This window comes from Pedobacter gandavensis, assembly GCF_032678745.1.
GTDB lineage: Bacteria > Bacteroidota > Bacteroidia > Sphingobacteriales > Sphingobacteriaceae > Pedobacter > Pedobacter gandavensis_C.
Genome location: NZ_JAVTST010000001.1, coordinates 293,436 through 309,153, shown reverse-complemented (window position 1 = coordinate 309,153; position 15,718 = coordinate 293,436). Strand labels below are relative to the sequence as shown.

General features: G+C 37.2%; 12 protein-coding genes. 1 reads left to right on the top strand and 11 read right to left on the bottom strand.

Translation table 11 applies throughout. From position 1 onward, the window contains the following. The 10 genes from R2S10_RS01235 to R2S10_RS01190 form a co-directional block, all read right to left on the bottom strand. Entirely contained in the window at positions 1-1,464 is a 1,464-nt protein-coding gene (locus R2S10_RS01235) for a hypothetical protein (RefSeq protein WP_316838608.1), read from the bottom strand. A 3-nt stretch (positions 1,465-1,467) separates the two neighbouring features. Continuing rightward, the gene (locus R2S10_RS01230) at positions 1,468-5,031 is read right to left on the bottom strand and encodes a hypothetical protein (RefSeq protein ID WP_316838607.1); all 3,564 of its coding nucleotides are present in this window, start codon (positions 5,029-5,031) and stop codon (positions 1,468-1,470) included. 6 nt (positions 5,032-5,037) lie between these two features. Beyond that, on the bottom strand, positions 5,038-6,486 hold the full coding sequence (locus tag R2S10_RS01225; RefSeq protein WP_316838606.1) for a hypothetical protein: 1,449 nt from the start codon (positions 6,484-6,486) through the stop codon (positions 5,038-5,040). A gap of 12 nt (positions 6,487-6,498) precedes the next feature. After that, the gene (locus tag R2S10_RS01220) at positions 6,499-6,948 is read right to left on the bottom strand and encodes a hypothetical protein (RefSeq protein WP_316838605.1); all 450 of its coding nucleotides are present in this window, start codon (positions 6,946-6,948) and stop codon (positions 6,499-6,501) included. 1 nt (position 6,949) lies between these two features. Next, positions 6,950-8,224, bottom strand: coding sequence for a hypothetical protein (locus R2S10_RS01215; RefSeq protein ID WP_316838604.1), 1,275 nt, complete (start codon positions 8,222-8,224; stop codon positions 6,950-6,952). Positions 8,225-8,226: 2 nt separating this feature from the next. Next, positions 8,227-9,318, bottom strand: a complete 1,092-nt coding sequence (locus R2S10_RS01210; RefSeq protein ID WP_316838603.1) for a type I restriction endonuclease — start codon at positions 9,316-9,318, stop codon at positions 8,227-8,229. Between the two features lie 50 nt (positions 9,319-9,368). Next, positions 9,369-9,605 (bottom strand): hypothetical protein, encoded by a 237-nt coding sequence (locus R2S10_RS01205; RefSeq protein WP_316838602.1) that lies wholly within the window; start codon positions 9,603-9,605, stop codon positions 9,369-9,371. Between the two features lie 174 nt (positions 9,606-9,779). Continuing rightward, a complete protein-coding gene (locus R2S10_RS01200) occupies positions 9,780-10,445 on the bottom strand; it encodes a response regulator (RefSeq protein ID WP_316838601.1) in 666 nt (221 codons plus the stop codon). Positions 10,446-10,457: 12 nt separating this feature from the next. Next, positions 10,458-12,122, bottom strand: a complete 1,665-nt coding sequence (locus tag R2S10_RS01195) for a tetratricopeptide repeat protein (RefSeq protein ID WP_316838600.1) — start codon at positions 12,120-12,122, stop codon at positions 10,458-10,460. Between the two features lie 152 nt (positions 12,123-12,274). Beyond that, entirely contained in the window at positions 12,275-12,430 is a 156-nt protein-coding gene (locus R2S10_RS01190) for a hypothetical protein (protein WP_316838599.1), read from the bottom strand. Positions 12,431-12,804: 374 nt separating this feature from the next. Between R2S10_RS01190 and R2S10_RS01185 the strand changes: the two genes are divergently transcribed. Continuing rightward, positions 12,805-13,875 (top strand): hypothetical protein, encoded by a 1,071-nt coding sequence (locus R2S10_RS01185; RefSeq protein WP_316838598.1) that lies wholly within the window; start codon positions 12,805-12,807, stop codon positions 13,873-13,875. Positions 13,876-13,957: 82 nt separating this feature from the next. On the opposite strand, the gene R2S10_RS01180 is transcribed toward R2S10_RS01185, so the two are convergent. Then, a complete protein-coding gene (locus R2S10_RS01180) occupies positions 13,958-15,718 on the bottom strand; it encodes an alpha-keto acid decarboxylase family protein (RefSeq protein WP_316838597.1) in 1,761 nt (586 codons plus the stop codon).

The following is a 15,718-nucleotide window of genomic DNA, read 5'->3' as shown; positions in this document are numbered from 1 at the left end:
TTAATTCCTTGCGAGTCCTTTTAACCAGGTCCATATAGTTGATTTTTGATCCCAGGAAAAACCTTGTTGTTGCTTTTTATGGATCAATTTCAGCTCTGCCAGGTGTTCAATTATAATTTCGAGTTCAGGGCTCTTCACATCCGATTTCTCTATACTTTTCACCGAATTCTTCATTTCCATGGTATGCTCAGTAAGTGGTTTCAAATAGTTCAGATTTTGCATCAGATTCCCTTCAACATTAAAATCAAATGCCTGATCCAGGTTATTTTCAATTTTATGAGAGAGACTTTTTACTCTTTCCAATGCAGACTCCAGGAAGATTTCTACTTCCCTTGTAGATTTTGAAGCATAATCGGCAACTAAGTCTTCTTTTTGCTGGATCGAAGTCAGGTGTTTCTTAACCACATTAATCACCTCAGAACCTATCATTTCAGAATTATGAATTTCTCTGCCCAGACTGTTTATTCCATCTTCAAAAGTGGTTACACGATTCAACAGATTGCCTATTTTGTCGGCAAATCCATTCACGTTCTCCAGATTAGAATTAAAGTTTTGATGCTCTTTGATAAAAGAAATCAACATCGGCCCAGTCTCTTTCAGCTTCTCAAAAACTTTGATATTTGCTTCAGCCATTCTATTGTAGCCAATACTTCTAAGTTCGTTTAGGAAATCGAGTTGCACCTGAGTGTTTTTATTCACTGTTTCTATCTGACCAGACATCCCAAGAACGGTTTCCTTTAAATGCTTAATATTGTCTCCAAATGAAACATCAAACAAGTCCAGATTCTGAGTAAACTTAGTATTGAAATCTGAAATATTTGATTTGAACTGGTCTAAAGCTGAATAAAGACTGTTATCTAGCTGTGGAAGAAGCTCAGATTGCAGAAAATTGAAGTAATTATTCCTATTCTTATCTCTAATCGCAATCGCCTGTTTTAGATGAATTGAATTGTTATAGGTAGTTAAGCTCAATCCAATCAAACTCACAACCATCGCAATCAGTACACCTGCAATAAATGAGCTGATGGTAGAGGAACTCAAATCGCCATTCCCATCACTCAAACCATAAACCACACTCCCTAATCCTAGAATCACCCCAAGAAAAGTTCCCATCAGCCCCAGATAAAGAGGAATGGAGACTTCTGAAGATATTTTATTCTCCTGCGCAGAAGTCGCTCTATCCGCGATATTCTTAATGATATTAAAATCTGTTGAACCGATATTTTTCTTCAAATAGTGATTTGTTGCGCTAATAATTTCCTGAAACTGTTTCACATTATGACTTGGAATATCAATCTGTTCATAAGCCACCGTCTCATTTCCCCAGGTATTAATATTGTTTCCATCTAAAGGTTTAGATGGAAACAACGCTTTTAAATCCAATATCTCCCGCTTTGAGCTGATAAAAAAGCGATACTGAAAGAAGATAATTCCAGCGAGGATAAGTAATTCTAAAACTATCATAGGTTAATTATTAATAAATTCAATTCTCAATCTTTCAGTGACCACCCAGGTGTCTCCGTCTTTCCTCAATTTCCCTTTATTGGTTTGTTTTAAGAGGTAATTTGAGTTAGAAGTTGGAAAGGCATCGCAGGTACATACCGGTTCTAACATGGTGTCATATGACATCCATCCTCTTCTGTAGATTTCGTGATCATCGATGATCTCATACACCGCTTCATTGGGGTTATTTTCTGGAATCATAAGCTTGAAAATACTGTCAATTGTGATTTCCGGATGTATCTTGTCCTGGTGAAAAACGTTCTCTGAATGTGGAGCAGACATATACCGAACATGTTTAGGGATAAACTTCTCTAGCGTTACATTAGATACTTTTGCCAGTTCAAAGATGATTCCGGTAAAAGGATAAAAGAACAAACTATCAGTAACTGGTTCTTCAAACACAACCTTATCTTTTCTGATATTATATCCTTTATCAAAAAACGAATCTAACTGGCTTAATACCATATTCTTTATGGAAGAGATATTATAGTCAATACTCAAAATCTCCTTAAAAGAGAACCTTTCATCTAAAGCCTTGATCATTTCGAACAAATCAGTGATGTTCTTATTGATACTTAGCTTTATAGAGTTCAGGTTATTTTCAACATCATTATATGTTTTAATGCCATTCACTTCTGGATGAGACAATTGTGTCCCAATATGGGTTTTAGAAATAAATTCGGTGTTTTTCTCTTTGTATATCCCACCAAAACAAGTCGCCTCTTTTCTATTTTCTTTTGGCAATATCACCTGTTGTTCAGCTTCTGAAGCACCAAAAACCTTCTCAGTAATAAATGCTGAGATTTTAGATAAAATACTGGTATCACCTAATAAATCAATGTATTTACTCCCGTTACCACTAAAAATGATACAGGTTGGAGCAGGTTGATTGTTCATTTTAATAAACTGCATTAAATGAAAAACAACAGCGCAATAATGTACCAGATAAACTACTCGAAAATCAGCCGCTTTTAATAGATCAAACACCGGCAAATCTTCAGAATTTGATATCCAAAAGTTGATAATCTCGTCTGTTGATTTATGCTGTAAATCAGTGAGATGTGGACTTAACGTCGAACTTTGTTTTATTTTCGTCTCCATGGTTTCATGCATCTTCTGATAAAAACCATTGCTCCTGGAATCATTTGAAAACTGATCATAGCCATTAGACCATAATACATTTCCTGCAAAATTAAATGAGGTGCCTATACGAGGAATATCATTTACAAAAAGCATCGCATCGGTTGAACCTCCGCCAATATCTATAGACAACACAGATTTAGGATTATCAATAGCAGCATTCCTCTTTAAGAAATAATAAGGAGCCTCAGATTCGTAGACCTTCCGTGGCGCAATCAAAGATTGTAAGCTATCTTTAACCTCATTCTCCCATATCTCAGCATAATCTCTTGTAGCTCCATAACTTAGACTCTGAGGTATAAACCAAATAAGGCTAACCGTTGATGGATCTCCATCATTCAATATGGTTTTGTACTTAATAAGCAAACACAATTCTTTGATGAAACTCTGGATCCTTTTCTTAGAGCCCAGATCTGTTTTATTAGTGATATCCCATTTCAAATTTGTGATGGTTTCCTGAGCATCCCTCGCTTTGTCATCAATCTTTGTTTTCTGATAGGAAAAATGAATATTCAAGTCATCAAACAAGTTAAAGTCTCTAATATTCCGCTGTTGTAATATCGCTGTTCTAAAAGGCATCCTAAAGGGACTTTTATCTTCTTTAGGTAACAATACCGGAGGCACAAACTCCTGATTAAAGAGTGCAACGACCAAATGATCATTTGTCCCCTTTCTAAAGGTCGTCGTAATGGACTCACCCGCCTCCCCTTTTGGAACCTCATGCAACATCACCATCTGAGCATCATCTACACCGATCTCAAAATGCTTAGGCTTTGATTCAGAAATTGATTTATCAGCATAAGCAATAAAAGTATTAGTAGTTCCAAAATCAACAGAGAAACTAAAGGACTTAGAACCCAAAACCTTACGCTTCCATTTAGGAATAATTAATCCTGACAGGGTACTAAACTTAAAAGCACCTGGCAGATTAAGTTTGATCACATCAAAAGTAGTATTCTTGACCTCGTAATAAATCGAAGCTGTAGGATCACCGCCCTCAAAACCCCTCCTATTAAACCTTTTTGAATTAAACAGGGTGGTTTCAGAGGTGATCTGATTGATTTTATTCTCCTCCTTTTTAAAGAAATCCAACGAAAAATCATTGGTGTTTTGTAGGTGACTATTTGTATCATATACCGCCAGTAACACTTTATAATAGTCGTTATATTTAGGATCAAGTTGTTGCTCCTGATCAATAACTTGTAGAAAAGGAAATATACCAAGCGTAAGTTTATAACGTAAGTCTAAACTTATATCTATAATCTTTCCCTCTAATTTAACATTAGGGCCATCAGGAAGCTTGTATACTTTACTCTTCGGCTTAATCGATGAGGAGGAAGTATAGGAAACTTCAATACTGGAGCCTATAACCTCATATTGAAACAACTCTCCAATTTTATTCAAATCGATATGATTTAAAAAGCTTTCCTTAACTGGAAGCAAAAAATCAAAATACCTTGACGGAATATCATTTACATAGGTAGGTACATGAAATGATTGGCTATTTAGTCGATACCCTACTTTTACAATGTGATCATTAAATATATCTAAAGATGATTCATCCGCATTGCCCTGAATATTAACACCAAAAACACTCAGGTGCCCGCCATTATCAGATCTCACATCAGCTAATTTTAAAACATGATCAGAGTTTATTCTTTCTATCCCTTCCTGTCTGAAATAATCATAAAATATCTTCATCTCCCCCTTAAGAACAGGATTATCATTAAAGATTTTTGAAATGTAAAGCTTAAAATCCAACTTCCTTTTAGAAAAAGGTATGGTTTTTTTAAAGTATTGTACGCCACTATTTGGATTGATTAAATCAAATTGTCTGTCCAAATGTTCATCCCGAAAAGCACCCTGGCCGTTTCTATCGAAACTAGGGGCAGAAAACAATAAAGAAAAAGGTGAGGTTCCACCTAACACCATATCTTTATATTTAATAATCGAGATCGTCCCATCTAAAGACGGCAAGTCCGTTCTAAGGTACATATCGATCGTTTTCTGAAAGGTTTTCTGACCATCTGAACCTTTTTTAAATTGCTCAAGATCACTAATTCTCCAGTTAACAATGCTAATTTTATCCCCTTGTGATTTATGAAAATTAAGGTTAAATACGAGTTCTAAAATATCCAGACAATTAGAGATTAATCCCTTATATACTTCAGAGGCATTATTTTGTCCTTCTTTGGCATCCTTTACAACCAGCTTAAATGCAGTTTCAAAAATATGCATTCTAGCAAATGGTGATGGCACTGCATTTAGAGCGTTACTTGTCTTTGCAGATTTATCCCTAAAATCACCTATAGCTCTATCGTTCAATTTATCGACAGATCGCCAACCCGTATTTGGGTTTCCGGCGTCAAAAATATTTAGTGGTTTCATATAGGTTTATTTATTGTATTCTTCTTTTAAAACTTCGATTATGGCCCCATTTAATAAGGCTAGATATTTTGATGCTTTTGAATCTGTTGGGATATCCTTGTATTTTGAACGGAGCGTTTCCATCCTATTGATAAAATTGGAGGTATCGAACCTTCTGTTTTTCAAACCAAATAGCGTTTTGCTTTTAATTGGCGAGCCGACTTTTAAAAGATGTAATGCATCTGTAGAGGTAGATAAATTAAAAGGCTTGAATTTTCTTTCATTTTCACTCAGTTCTGAGATCCACTTGGAAAAGTATCGTACGTTAAACTCTTCCAAATCCCGCACAAAGTCTGATCTATAGAACTGATCATTGAATATCTCATTCTTATTGACCGCAGCATCTGGAAAGCCTTTTAGCAGAGGATTTAATTTTGTAAAAACCAGGTAATTGGTCAGTTCACTATCGATCAAATCCCTCAACTCATCACCCAGATTCTTAAAATCAATGATAGTTGCATCTTCCTTCAAAGCATAATCATAGTGATTTGAATCTGCCTTTGTGAAATCTTTATTAAGAAAATCCAGGATGCCCGATGCACCAATTAACTCCACCAAATGTGCCTTATTATCCTGCGCCTCTTCATTATTGATATAAGGTGTAGATTGCTCTGTTGGGTCAGCTATATAGTACAAGGCATTTACACCCTTCAAATTCTTTTCATAATAACTAAGTGCCGATTTGGTTTTGGTAAAGAAATTATTGGAATCAATCTCCTTATGGTTAGAACCTGGATCCGGTTCCGTTAATTTAAAATAAGGCATAACTGGCAATGCTCCTATCACAATATTATTAACCGTAGGATTGCTACTTTCTCTCAGTGTTTTGACCAATAATGGAAATCCGGAAGCTCCGGTTCCGCCAAAAATGGAACTCACAATAAAGACCCTGTCTTTCGCATCAAGAATGCTTTCAAAGCTTTTGTACCAGGCCGCATCTTCAAAAGTATTCAACACCACTGTGCCAATATTTGGATTTCCTTTGAAACCCACAGACAATGGAGTCCGAAGTGTTCCTTCCGTGTATAACAAATCAATCAGATCTCTATTCACATCCCCTTTCGCCAAGGTATTGTAGGAAATTAAATCACCAAATGACGCATCAATCCGCTCATCCTGATCAAAACTATTAGGGCCTACGTCTGACATAATCTCATCCAATGAAATCATATTTGAACGAAAGAAAAGACCATTTCCTGATCCTTGAAAATCCGTATAAATACCATTATGGATCTTTTTATAGAGCTTCATTAAGTTTTTACAGTCCTTTAATTCAGGAAGGTCCTTATGAGGATCTATGATAATGGGAACAATTTCAAAGTCATTGGTTTTTACACCAGCAGCTAATAATAATGTTAAAGATTTTATTACCCTGGCGCCAGTTCCGCCAATTCCGAAAACAAATAATCTAGGCATAAATAAATAGGATTAAAATGGGGTGGTATTCGCAACCGATGCTCTTTTAAAGACGATCGATAGCAGCATAAAAAAGATAGCTCCGTATAAGGCATTCGTTAAACTCATCGCTAAGGAATACTTAAATGGGTGTAAGATGGAGAAGGACTGCGTAAGATTTGAACTTACCCAAAGGGTGATTCCAAAAATAAATACCACGCTAATTAAAAGGGTATATACCCAATATCTAAGCTGGAACCAATAACCTGATCCGCCCTTTTTGTTTAAGACAAAGTAGTACACGAATATGGCCAGGGCTGATAAACCAAGACAAATATATCCGGAATAGGTATAAATTTCGCTGAGATAAATACTTCTCATCTTTTTTGCCATTTCAGCATTTTCAGTATTATTTGCTAGAAAAGAAGACCATTTTAAATTGGCGAATGCCTGGACTAAAGCATCATAAAAGAATTTCCACATGTTATAAATCGTTTTTAGTTATCAAAATCTTAAAAGGAGCTTTGAACAATAGTCCATTCGAGGGACTACCATAAGCCTTTTCTAAACCAGCTATCATTTTGCTTAAACCCAAAGTCTTGTTGCGTTGATAATCGTCTACATCCAGATTTGAATCGCTGATCCAATCTTGACGTTTCGCTTTAAAGTTCATCTCCAGTGTCGCAACTTCATTGTAAATCTGATCCACTTCCATTTTAAGAAAATGAGTTGCTGAAATGCGTTTAGCTAACTTTTGATCTTCAGTATTTTTCAAGACTGGTAAAGGCGTAATAGATTCCAGCTTGATTTTAGCATCTGTACCTATGTTACTGAAATTCGCCATTAGGGAAGCTGGCTCCCTATCGTTCTTAGAAAGGTCATCAAGATTCAGTGCTATATTCAAAATGATTTTTGAACCTTCCGAATCATCAAAGGCACCATAACAATAGTACAGCTGATTGTTCTGACAAAGGACTGGGATTGCATTAACTGCTTCATCAACATGTGGAAGAATAGTATATTTTGGTTGATCAGAACTGACCCCAAAAGTCACCTCATTATAATCTGATGGCAGGGCCGATCTCAACTGCGCCGCAACTGTTTTCAGCCCTTCCTCTGGTCCGATCATCCAAACATAATATGGACTGGATTCGGATACTATTTTTGATTTACTATTGTAGAATTTAGACTTAAACTGATAGATTACCGAAGCATATTTCTTATTTGAAAACCGCTTATAGATATCTGAAGAGATTTGCAATAAAGAAGCATTTGTGCCACTAGAAGGTGCAAAGATCAAATCAGATACAAAAATCGACACTTGGTTATCATTGGTTTTTAACAAAATAGAATCAAGGATCTCTGGGATATCTGTAGATTGAGCTATATTAAAGTCCCCAACGTTTAGTTTGTCTCTGAAATCAGACATCGTACTGGATTTAATGGGTTCTCCCTTCGCTTCAACCTGAAACAGGGAAAGCCCAGACGGATAATTTCCATCCAGTAAATTGATTAGCGCCCAAATATCCTTTTGGAACTCCGTACCCTTCTTTGACATAAATCCATTCATACTTCCTGAAGTTTCCATAAAGAAGTTGACCGTATATGCTTTACCGTTCTTTTTTTCCGTTTTAGTTTTATCGTTTACAAGACAGGCATCCTCTTTAAAACTAGATTCCACCCCATCATTAATCTCATTGCAACCGGAAAATAAAACACCTAGAAAAACCAGAGCTATTAATTTGTGATATGTTTTCATTCTTAATCAGTGATTTTTTCCTTAACCTTACTCTCTTCCAATCTGGCTATCACCTCTGTTAAATTGCTTACATACTTATACAGGTCATCCACCCCATCCAATTCGTATTTAATCTCCTTTTTGTTTTCATCCAATACTGCCAGGTATTTCTTGTTGTTCAGGTACAGTCTGCAAATGGTTTTACGGTTGTTATCATCCAATAAAATGGCGAAATAGGAAAGTGCATCCCTATAGGTAATTCTTTTAGGATCTATCGTTTCTCTCAGAATAGATTTAACGATGAAGAATCCCTCTATCTCCTCTTCGGTAGTCACAATACCGGATTCTGGTTCCAAAGCATTGATTTCTTCAATTTTCGCAGCCTCCGCTACATCCTTCTCTTTTTCCTGATTCAAGGCAAGTTTCAATCGCTCATTAATGGCATCACTGATCAATTGATTAAAAGAGCGCTTAATGATCGGAGCAAATTGTTCTTTTACTTTGGCGGTAATCACTTTAGGATACACCTGCTTGGTAAAGAACGTAATGAAGCCCTCAGAAGGCTCCGCTATCTCCTGGTGGAGCAATGTCTTCAGTTCATTCAAATACTTCAACTCACTCGCTGTGTTCGCGATACTGTCTACATCAAAATAAGACTTATGGAATTTCTTCAACTCCGCAATCTCTGCCTCTTTGATTTCAGTTAGCTTGAATTCAAAGAAAGGTGTGCTGTCCATTTTGTTCTTCTCTACCAGATCAGTATAGAAACGATAAACCAGGCCGTTCGTCAGCAAACCAAACTTAGCGCTAGTGGTATGAAAATACCTGAACAATTGCGAGTTATGTGGATCAAGATTCTCCTGGTGGTGTTTACATTCGATCAAGATAGTTGGCTCCCCATTCTTCATGATCGCATAATCTACCTTTTCTCCTTTTTTAATGCCCAGATCGGCAACAAATTCAGGATTAACTTCAAATGGATTGAAAACATCATATCCCATTATCTGTATAAATGGCATCACCAAAGCATTTTTCGTTGCTTCTTCTGTTTGTATTTGAGGCAACATCTTCTCTACACGAGAAGCCAGTTGCGCTATCTGATCTTTAAAATCCATTCCGCTGTTTGTTTAATAATTCGTTAAATCTGTAAATTGAAAATGCTGTATTACTTTGTCTGCTGCTTGTTTTTCTTAGCCTCCCAGGCACACAAAGTCATGCCCTTATTTTTGGCGCTTGCTAGCGAGATTTTTGCAATCTTAAACTGGCAGTTACTTAGCCCTTTACAACTGGCCGAATAATGGTACTTTTTAGTTTTCTTGTTGTTGCAGAGATAAACCTCTTTCGGCTCTGCCGAAGTGATGGTATTTAGAAGAATGTAGCCGAAGAGTAGAATTGTATTCATGTATATTGATTTATGTATTGATCAAAAATAGAGAGTACATGAATATTAATTTTACGGGATTCCGTAAAATGAAAAGATACCTAAAATGGTGTTTTAAAATATAGGGAGATGGAATGGATAATGTCAAAAGAATTATCCATTCCATAGACAGCAACCAGGAGGATTACTGTTATATTATATGATTCGTTTGTCCTTACAATAAGCGATGAGCTGCTCATTGCTGGAGATACTCAATGCTGTTTTGATGGCACTAAGGCGCTTTTCAACGCTACTTAATCCGGCAGGTTTAATGTCATTTTCTTTCAAATAAGAAGGGATATTCTTTTGAGGCGTTCCATTACAAAGGAGGGTGATGATCTCAATGTCATACAGCTTAAAATCATAAGCATTTTCCACTTTTTTGTTTCTCATCAAATCCGGCGAACGGTATTTTTTATTGCCCGAAACGGCATCAACTGCACGCCTAAGGTCAGCGGCATCATAACGTGCTTTACGCACGTAAGCATCAATATCCAGGTCGTCAAACAATTCATCAACTGCTGTGATGTTATTTTCAAGGGAGAACACGATAACTTTTAAACCAGGTTGTAATTTTCTGGCTGCTCTGATCAGCTCTCTGCCACCAGTAATCTCCTGGATATTTGAGTCTTCTTCAAAAGAAAGATCGGTGATCAGCAAATCAAAAGGATTGTCCTGATCATATGCCTGTTGCAAAAGCTTCAGTGCATCATCGCAATAAAATCTAAACTCTTTCTGAGGGGTGCCGAGATCTTCCAGGGTTTTACGCACAGAAATGTTAGCGTGTTCGTGGTCTTCTGCTATAAGTACTTTTTTGAACATTCTTTTAAAATTTTACGAAAAGGGAAATAAAAGCTGAATCTTTAGCCCTTCTTTTAGTGTAGTGTCAAATATAATCGTACCACGAATACCATTTATACGGGTTTCCGTATTCGTTAAGCCATTCTTCTTATGAAGATCCTTAATTCCTATGCCATTATCAGCATAAGAAATAGACACAACACCCTCATTTCTAGTGAATTTCAAAACTACAGAATTCGCCTGACTGTGTTTTTTCATATTGGTCATCAATTCCTGCAGGATGCAAAAAATTTCCGTTTTCACTTCCTTACTACTTCCTTCCCAAAGTTCCTCATCATTTCCAATGATAAACACCTCAATGTTTTCAGAAGCATAAGAACTGAGCATTTTGGAAAGCTGCTGAGCATAACCCTTTTCTGTATTTAATTCTTCTTCGTAGGAAATATCTCTGGAAACATTATAAAGGTTCTCGAGCTTATCCAGTAAAGCATCCCTATCGAGTGCCGGGGTATTCTCCACTTCCGACATCACCTGGTATACTTTATTCGCTACACGATCATGAATCTTTTTAACGTATTTGATCTCCGTATTTTTAACTTCCAGCTCTTTTTCCTGCTGTAATTCCTTTTTTCGCTTCCTATAAAACCAGTAGCCACCAATTAAAACCAGACCTAAAATACCCAAGGCAAAATTCTGTCTCAATAACTTGTTTTGTTTCTTGACGTTTTCCGCCTGAGCCTGCAGAAAATCTGTTTTGTGTTTTTCTGTTTCGTAATGGATCAGCGCAAACTGGTTTTTATTAGTATTGTAAACCCGTTGCAAACTATCATCCAGATCTTTATAAATTGGAAAATACTCTTGAGCAACCGGAGCTGGACTCAATTTAATCAGCTTGCTGATGGCGTTGATCTGATCAGCTGTACTCTTCATTTTTTTAGCCACCTCGTACATCAGAGCAGCATAGTATAATGCGGAATCTCTTTCTGTCCGGGCATAAAAATCAGAGAGATGGGAATAACTGGAATTTAAACCCAATAGCTCCTTTTCTTCCTTCCGGATTGCTAAAGCTTTCAAATAATCAGGAGCAGCATTGTAATTGGAATCCATTGCTAATTTGGTAGCAGCGATATTCGTCAATGCCCTGGCATATTCCTTTCGATTCTTACTCGCTCCTCTTAAAATTTGGTTATATATTTCTAAAGCTTCCTTATACTTTGCCAGTACCTGGTAAGTTCGGGCCTTATTATTCATATAAAGACGGGTGTCCGTTGAATCCTTGCAAAATTCCATTGCAGAATCAAAAAACTCCACTGCTCTTTCATAATTTTCCAGATTATGCGTCGCAATCCCAAGATTATTAAGGTTAGAATGGATATAATAGTATTGACCTTCCTTCTTCTTGTCCAAATAAGCAATGGCGTTTAATCCAAGCTCCTGACCAGTAAAAGAATCTCCTAGCTTAGTAGAGATAATCGCCATATTAACCAAACACTTTCCAACTGCAAAGCTGTCTTTTTGTTGTAAGAATACCTCCTTAGCTTTATTGAAAAAGAAAAAGGAACTGTCGGATATATTTTTGTCGCGGAGTTCAAAAGCCTTGTCATAAAACAAATTGTCCTTAGACTGCTCTGTCTTGATTTCTTTGGTGCAGGCGTAAAAAAATATAGTCGTTAACAGGAGTAGATAGAAGTATTTCAAGCGCTTAATTTTAACGAAAATAATGAAAATAAAGAGATTTCATACCAATAAACTGCTATTGTTTATTGGTATGAAATCTTAATTAATATTTTCAGGATTTATTTAATCCATTAAGCTGGAGTTAGGCTGGTTTCCCAGCCTGGAATTGTCGACTATTTTGGTGGCGGATTTTGTCCCATATCACCTCCTGTAACAGGATCTCCATTTGTAGGAACATCTGTAGGGTTATTCTGAGGAGTACCGTCATCATTGGTTGTTGAAGGCGATGAAAAGCCTAGGATTATTGCGATAAGTAATTGAAAAAACATGGTCAAAAATTTTAGAATATGAAATACTTTAGTAGGTTCCCCACGCCTGTTGTGGGGATTGCTACAATTGCAAATCAGAAGGCCTTCTGAAAATTTTTGGGAAGTATGAGTTTCGAACACGGGAACCATTAACTGCTTCCCAAACCGGCTAGTAATACCCGTGCTTTCCACTCTTTATCAAAACTGTTTTGTACATTTAAAACTTGATAGCGAATCAAGGCTTGAACAGATTGACAATGCAAACATACAAGCCCTGAATAGCGATTAAGCAGCGAATTCCTAGGATTCCTAAAGTTCCTGAGGAATTCCTAAAGAATTCCTGAACCCCCCGATGAGTTCCTAAAATTTCATTAAATTATTATCCGAGAATAGATTTGAAAAGATTTGAAGACTATAAGAAAGAAGTAATTCTAGCTTATGAAGAGAAGAAAAAAGAGAACACATTACCTTATAATTTGGAGAATCTCTCTTATGTAAACCTGAGAAATGAATGTTTAGAGGTTTTTGAGAGCCGCTATACTGAGAAAGACAATAGCACCTTCAAGAACCTGTTTCAGAAAGATGGAACTAAAGAAAAATATTATGATATGCTGGAGGGAACAACACCTCCTTTTTTCAGACCTTTGTATGACTTTTTAAGAGGAAAATCGAATAATACTAATAAGAGATATATTGAATTACTAGCCTTTTTGATTGATTTCGAACCAAGACCAAATAGGCCATATACGTATGAAATCCGGAAGAGTTCTCCATCTGATGAAAAACCGAAAGGTGAACCTGAACCGGATGCTGAAAAACCAGAAGCGGATACAATACCTGAGCACTTAACTGAACAAAAAAAAACAGCGCCAGAAAACCCCATATCAAGATCAAATCCAATAACAGAACGGGATCAGATAACTGATCTAATACCTGTTCCAACACCAGAACTAGAAAATCCTGTCCCGGAAAAAGAACCTGAGCCAATACCTGATCAGGAAAACCCAGCGCCCGATGAACCTAAATCAACGGATCCAACAGCACCTATCGATCCGGAAAATGAAAGAGGAATCTTTGGCATTCCTCGTAAATATTACAGAACAATTGCCATATGCTTATTTGCATTCGTTGCGATATCTGGTGCCATTATCATTTGGAATACCATATTAAAATCTGAATGTATGTATTGGGATGGCGATCGATATCAATACACGGATTGCGATAAAAATTTAGGTTATGGCACCATCATCCTTGATATGGATCCGCATAAATATGCTCATCTAAAAAGAATAACAAAACCATCGCAGATACGCATAAGTGATGTTGGGAAAGTCCATTATTCCAAAATGAATAATGAAGTTCTGTTTTATACAACAGGAGGTGAAAACCCTGTAGATACCGCCAGAAGATTATTACCTATGACCCCATATATCTATTGGAAATATGCTGCGGGTAAAAAGCAATAACATATAATATATATACCACAAAAAAAGAGCACATTTTACAATGCGCTCTTTTTTTGTGAAATCAATAATTTACATACATCAATTAACATAAATCCCATTTCGGATTCAAAAACTCATCCTCCCCCGGTTTTCCATTTTTATACGCAATCGCTTCAGGGATCGAAGTTTTAGGCAGGTGAACATGTATAATTGTGTTCCCTTCAATTCCGTCCAGCTGATCCAGCGCCTCATCCAAAGCCTCCATATCTGACACTTCGAAACCCGTTCCGCCGAAAACATCCACCAATTTCGAATACTTCCATGGATGCATTTCGTTATAAGCATAAACCTCATTCAGATCCTCCAAAGGATAATCGATCTTATCTTTTCCGCGAAAAGGATTAGGGTTCACCAGCAGCTGCTCAATTCCATAAATCTCATTGTCCAATACAAAAACAATGGTATTGTGCTTTAATTTGTTTTGAGTAGAAATCGCCTGACAAGTTTCCTGAAAGGCACCATCCCCCACAAAAACAACCACCCTTTTATCTGGTCTTGCACATTTAACACCCGTTGCTGCAGGTACAGAATAGCCGATGGAAAGCCAGGAAGCTTGTGCAACAAATCCATTTGCTTCTGCAATATGAATCCCCTGACTACCCAATAATGGAAATCCTGCATCCGCCACGACCACATGACTTTTATTAATAAAGCTGTTCATTTTGGCAAAAAACAGATCGTAAGTAATACCCGTTTTCTTACCCTTACTTTCCCCAGCAGCAGCCACAAAGAAAGAAGACTTAAGCTTAGCTGCTCCATACATTTGATAAGCTTCAAACTTTACCTCCAATAAGGCCTGGGGCAAATAATGCATAAAATCTTTCAACGATACATTCGGTTCATATGCCGCTCCGATCCTCACCCCACTATGATTGGCAAGTACCGTATCGTCATTCCAGACATCAAAACCGCCCAGATTTTTCCCTGTAGTCCATACCCCCACAGCGATCTTAACCCCTGCTTTTTTAAACCTTTCCTGCACATCCTTTGGAGAAGCATTCCCATTAAACACCCCTTTAAACCTTGGATGGTCTTCAGAAATCACAGATTTCCCAAGAATAGAAGTCACAAACTCCGTATCCGTTTCTTCAATTAAGTTTAAAAATTCCTGTTGTAAACCATAGCGATGAATCTCCTCCCCGGCCCAAAAGATGATCTCTTTTCCTTTGGCCAGTTCAGCAACTTTTTTAGCGGCTTTTTGAGCATTCTCATGACAACCTTTTAATGATCTTTTGACAAGATCAGTACTCGGTGCAGCACATTTCATACGCCATACATCTTCAAAAACCTCCAGATAAACAGGCTTTCCATACAAAATACAGGCATTCAATAAAGCATCGATCTTATAGGGTGCATCTGCCGCTCCAGTTACCTGCTCTGCAGCTACTGTTACATTTCTATATACATTAATATTGCTGTACATATCACCTGTCATGTGCGAAGACAGCAGTCCTTGTGCTATATTTTTCAATTGATCACTACTGGTTGGTGCCCCATTGATCACCAATACCGGACAATGCTCTACAAAAGAACCCGCCACAGAATTTAGTAGGGTAAAAGCACCCACGCCATAAGTAACCGCAACAGCGCCAAAGCCGTTTAACCGGGCATAAGCATCAGTACAATGACCCGCATTGATTTCATTGGTATCATTGATGACCTGGATTTTTGCTTGCTTATCCTCCAGAATAGTATTTAGAAATGGTGCCGTATAATTCCCTGCGATCCCGAAAAGATGCTTCAAACCCATTTGCTCCAATCTGATTTGCAGGTATTTCGCTACCGTGATTTGTGTCTCTCCCAT

What these genes read in the sequence shown, in the direction of transcription:
- R2S10_RS01225 (WP_316838606.1), bottom strand. Translation starts at nt 6,486, where the DNA reads ATGCCTAGATTATTTGTTTTCGGAATTGGCGGAACTGGCGCCAGGGTA.
- R2S10_RS01220 (WP_316838605.1), bottom strand. Translation starts at nt 6,948, where the DNA reads ATGTGGAAATTCTTTTATGATGCTTTAGTCCAGGCATTCGCCAATTTA.
- R2S10_RS01205 (WP_316838602.1), bottom strand. Translation starts at nt 9,605, where the DNA reads ATGAATACAATTCTACTCTTCGGCTACATTCTTCTAAATACCATCACT.
- R2S10_RS01180 (WP_316838597.1), bottom strand. Translation starts at nt 15,718, where the DNA reads ATGGGAGAGACACAAATCACGGTAGCGAAATACCTGCAAATCAGATTG.
- R2S10_RS01210 (WP_316838603.1), bottom strand. Translation starts at nt 9,318, where the DNA reads ATGGATTTTAAAGATCAGATAGCGCAACTGGCTTCTCGTGTAGAGAAG.
- R2S10_RS01215 (WP_316838604.1), bottom strand. Translation starts at nt 8,224, where the DNA reads ATGAAAACATATCACAAATTAATAGCTCTGGTTTTTCTAGGTGTTTTA.
- R2S10_RS01230 (WP_316838607.1), bottom strand. Translation starts at nt 5,031, where the DNA reads ATGAAACCACTAAATATTTTTGACGCCGGAAACCCAAATACGGGTTGG.
- R2S10_RS01190 (WP_316838599.1), bottom strand. Translation starts at nt 12,430, where the DNA reads ATGTTTTTTCAATTACTTATCGCAATAATCCTAGGCTTTTCATCGCCT.
- R2S10_RS01235 (WP_316838608.1), bottom strand. Translation starts at nt 1,464, where the DNA reads ATGATAGTTTTAGAATTACTTATCCTCGCTGGAATTATCTTCTTTCAG.
- R2S10_RS01200 (WP_316838601.1), bottom strand. Translation starts at nt 10,445, where the DNA reads ATGTTCAAAAAAGTACTTATAGCAGAAGACCACGAACACGCTAACATT.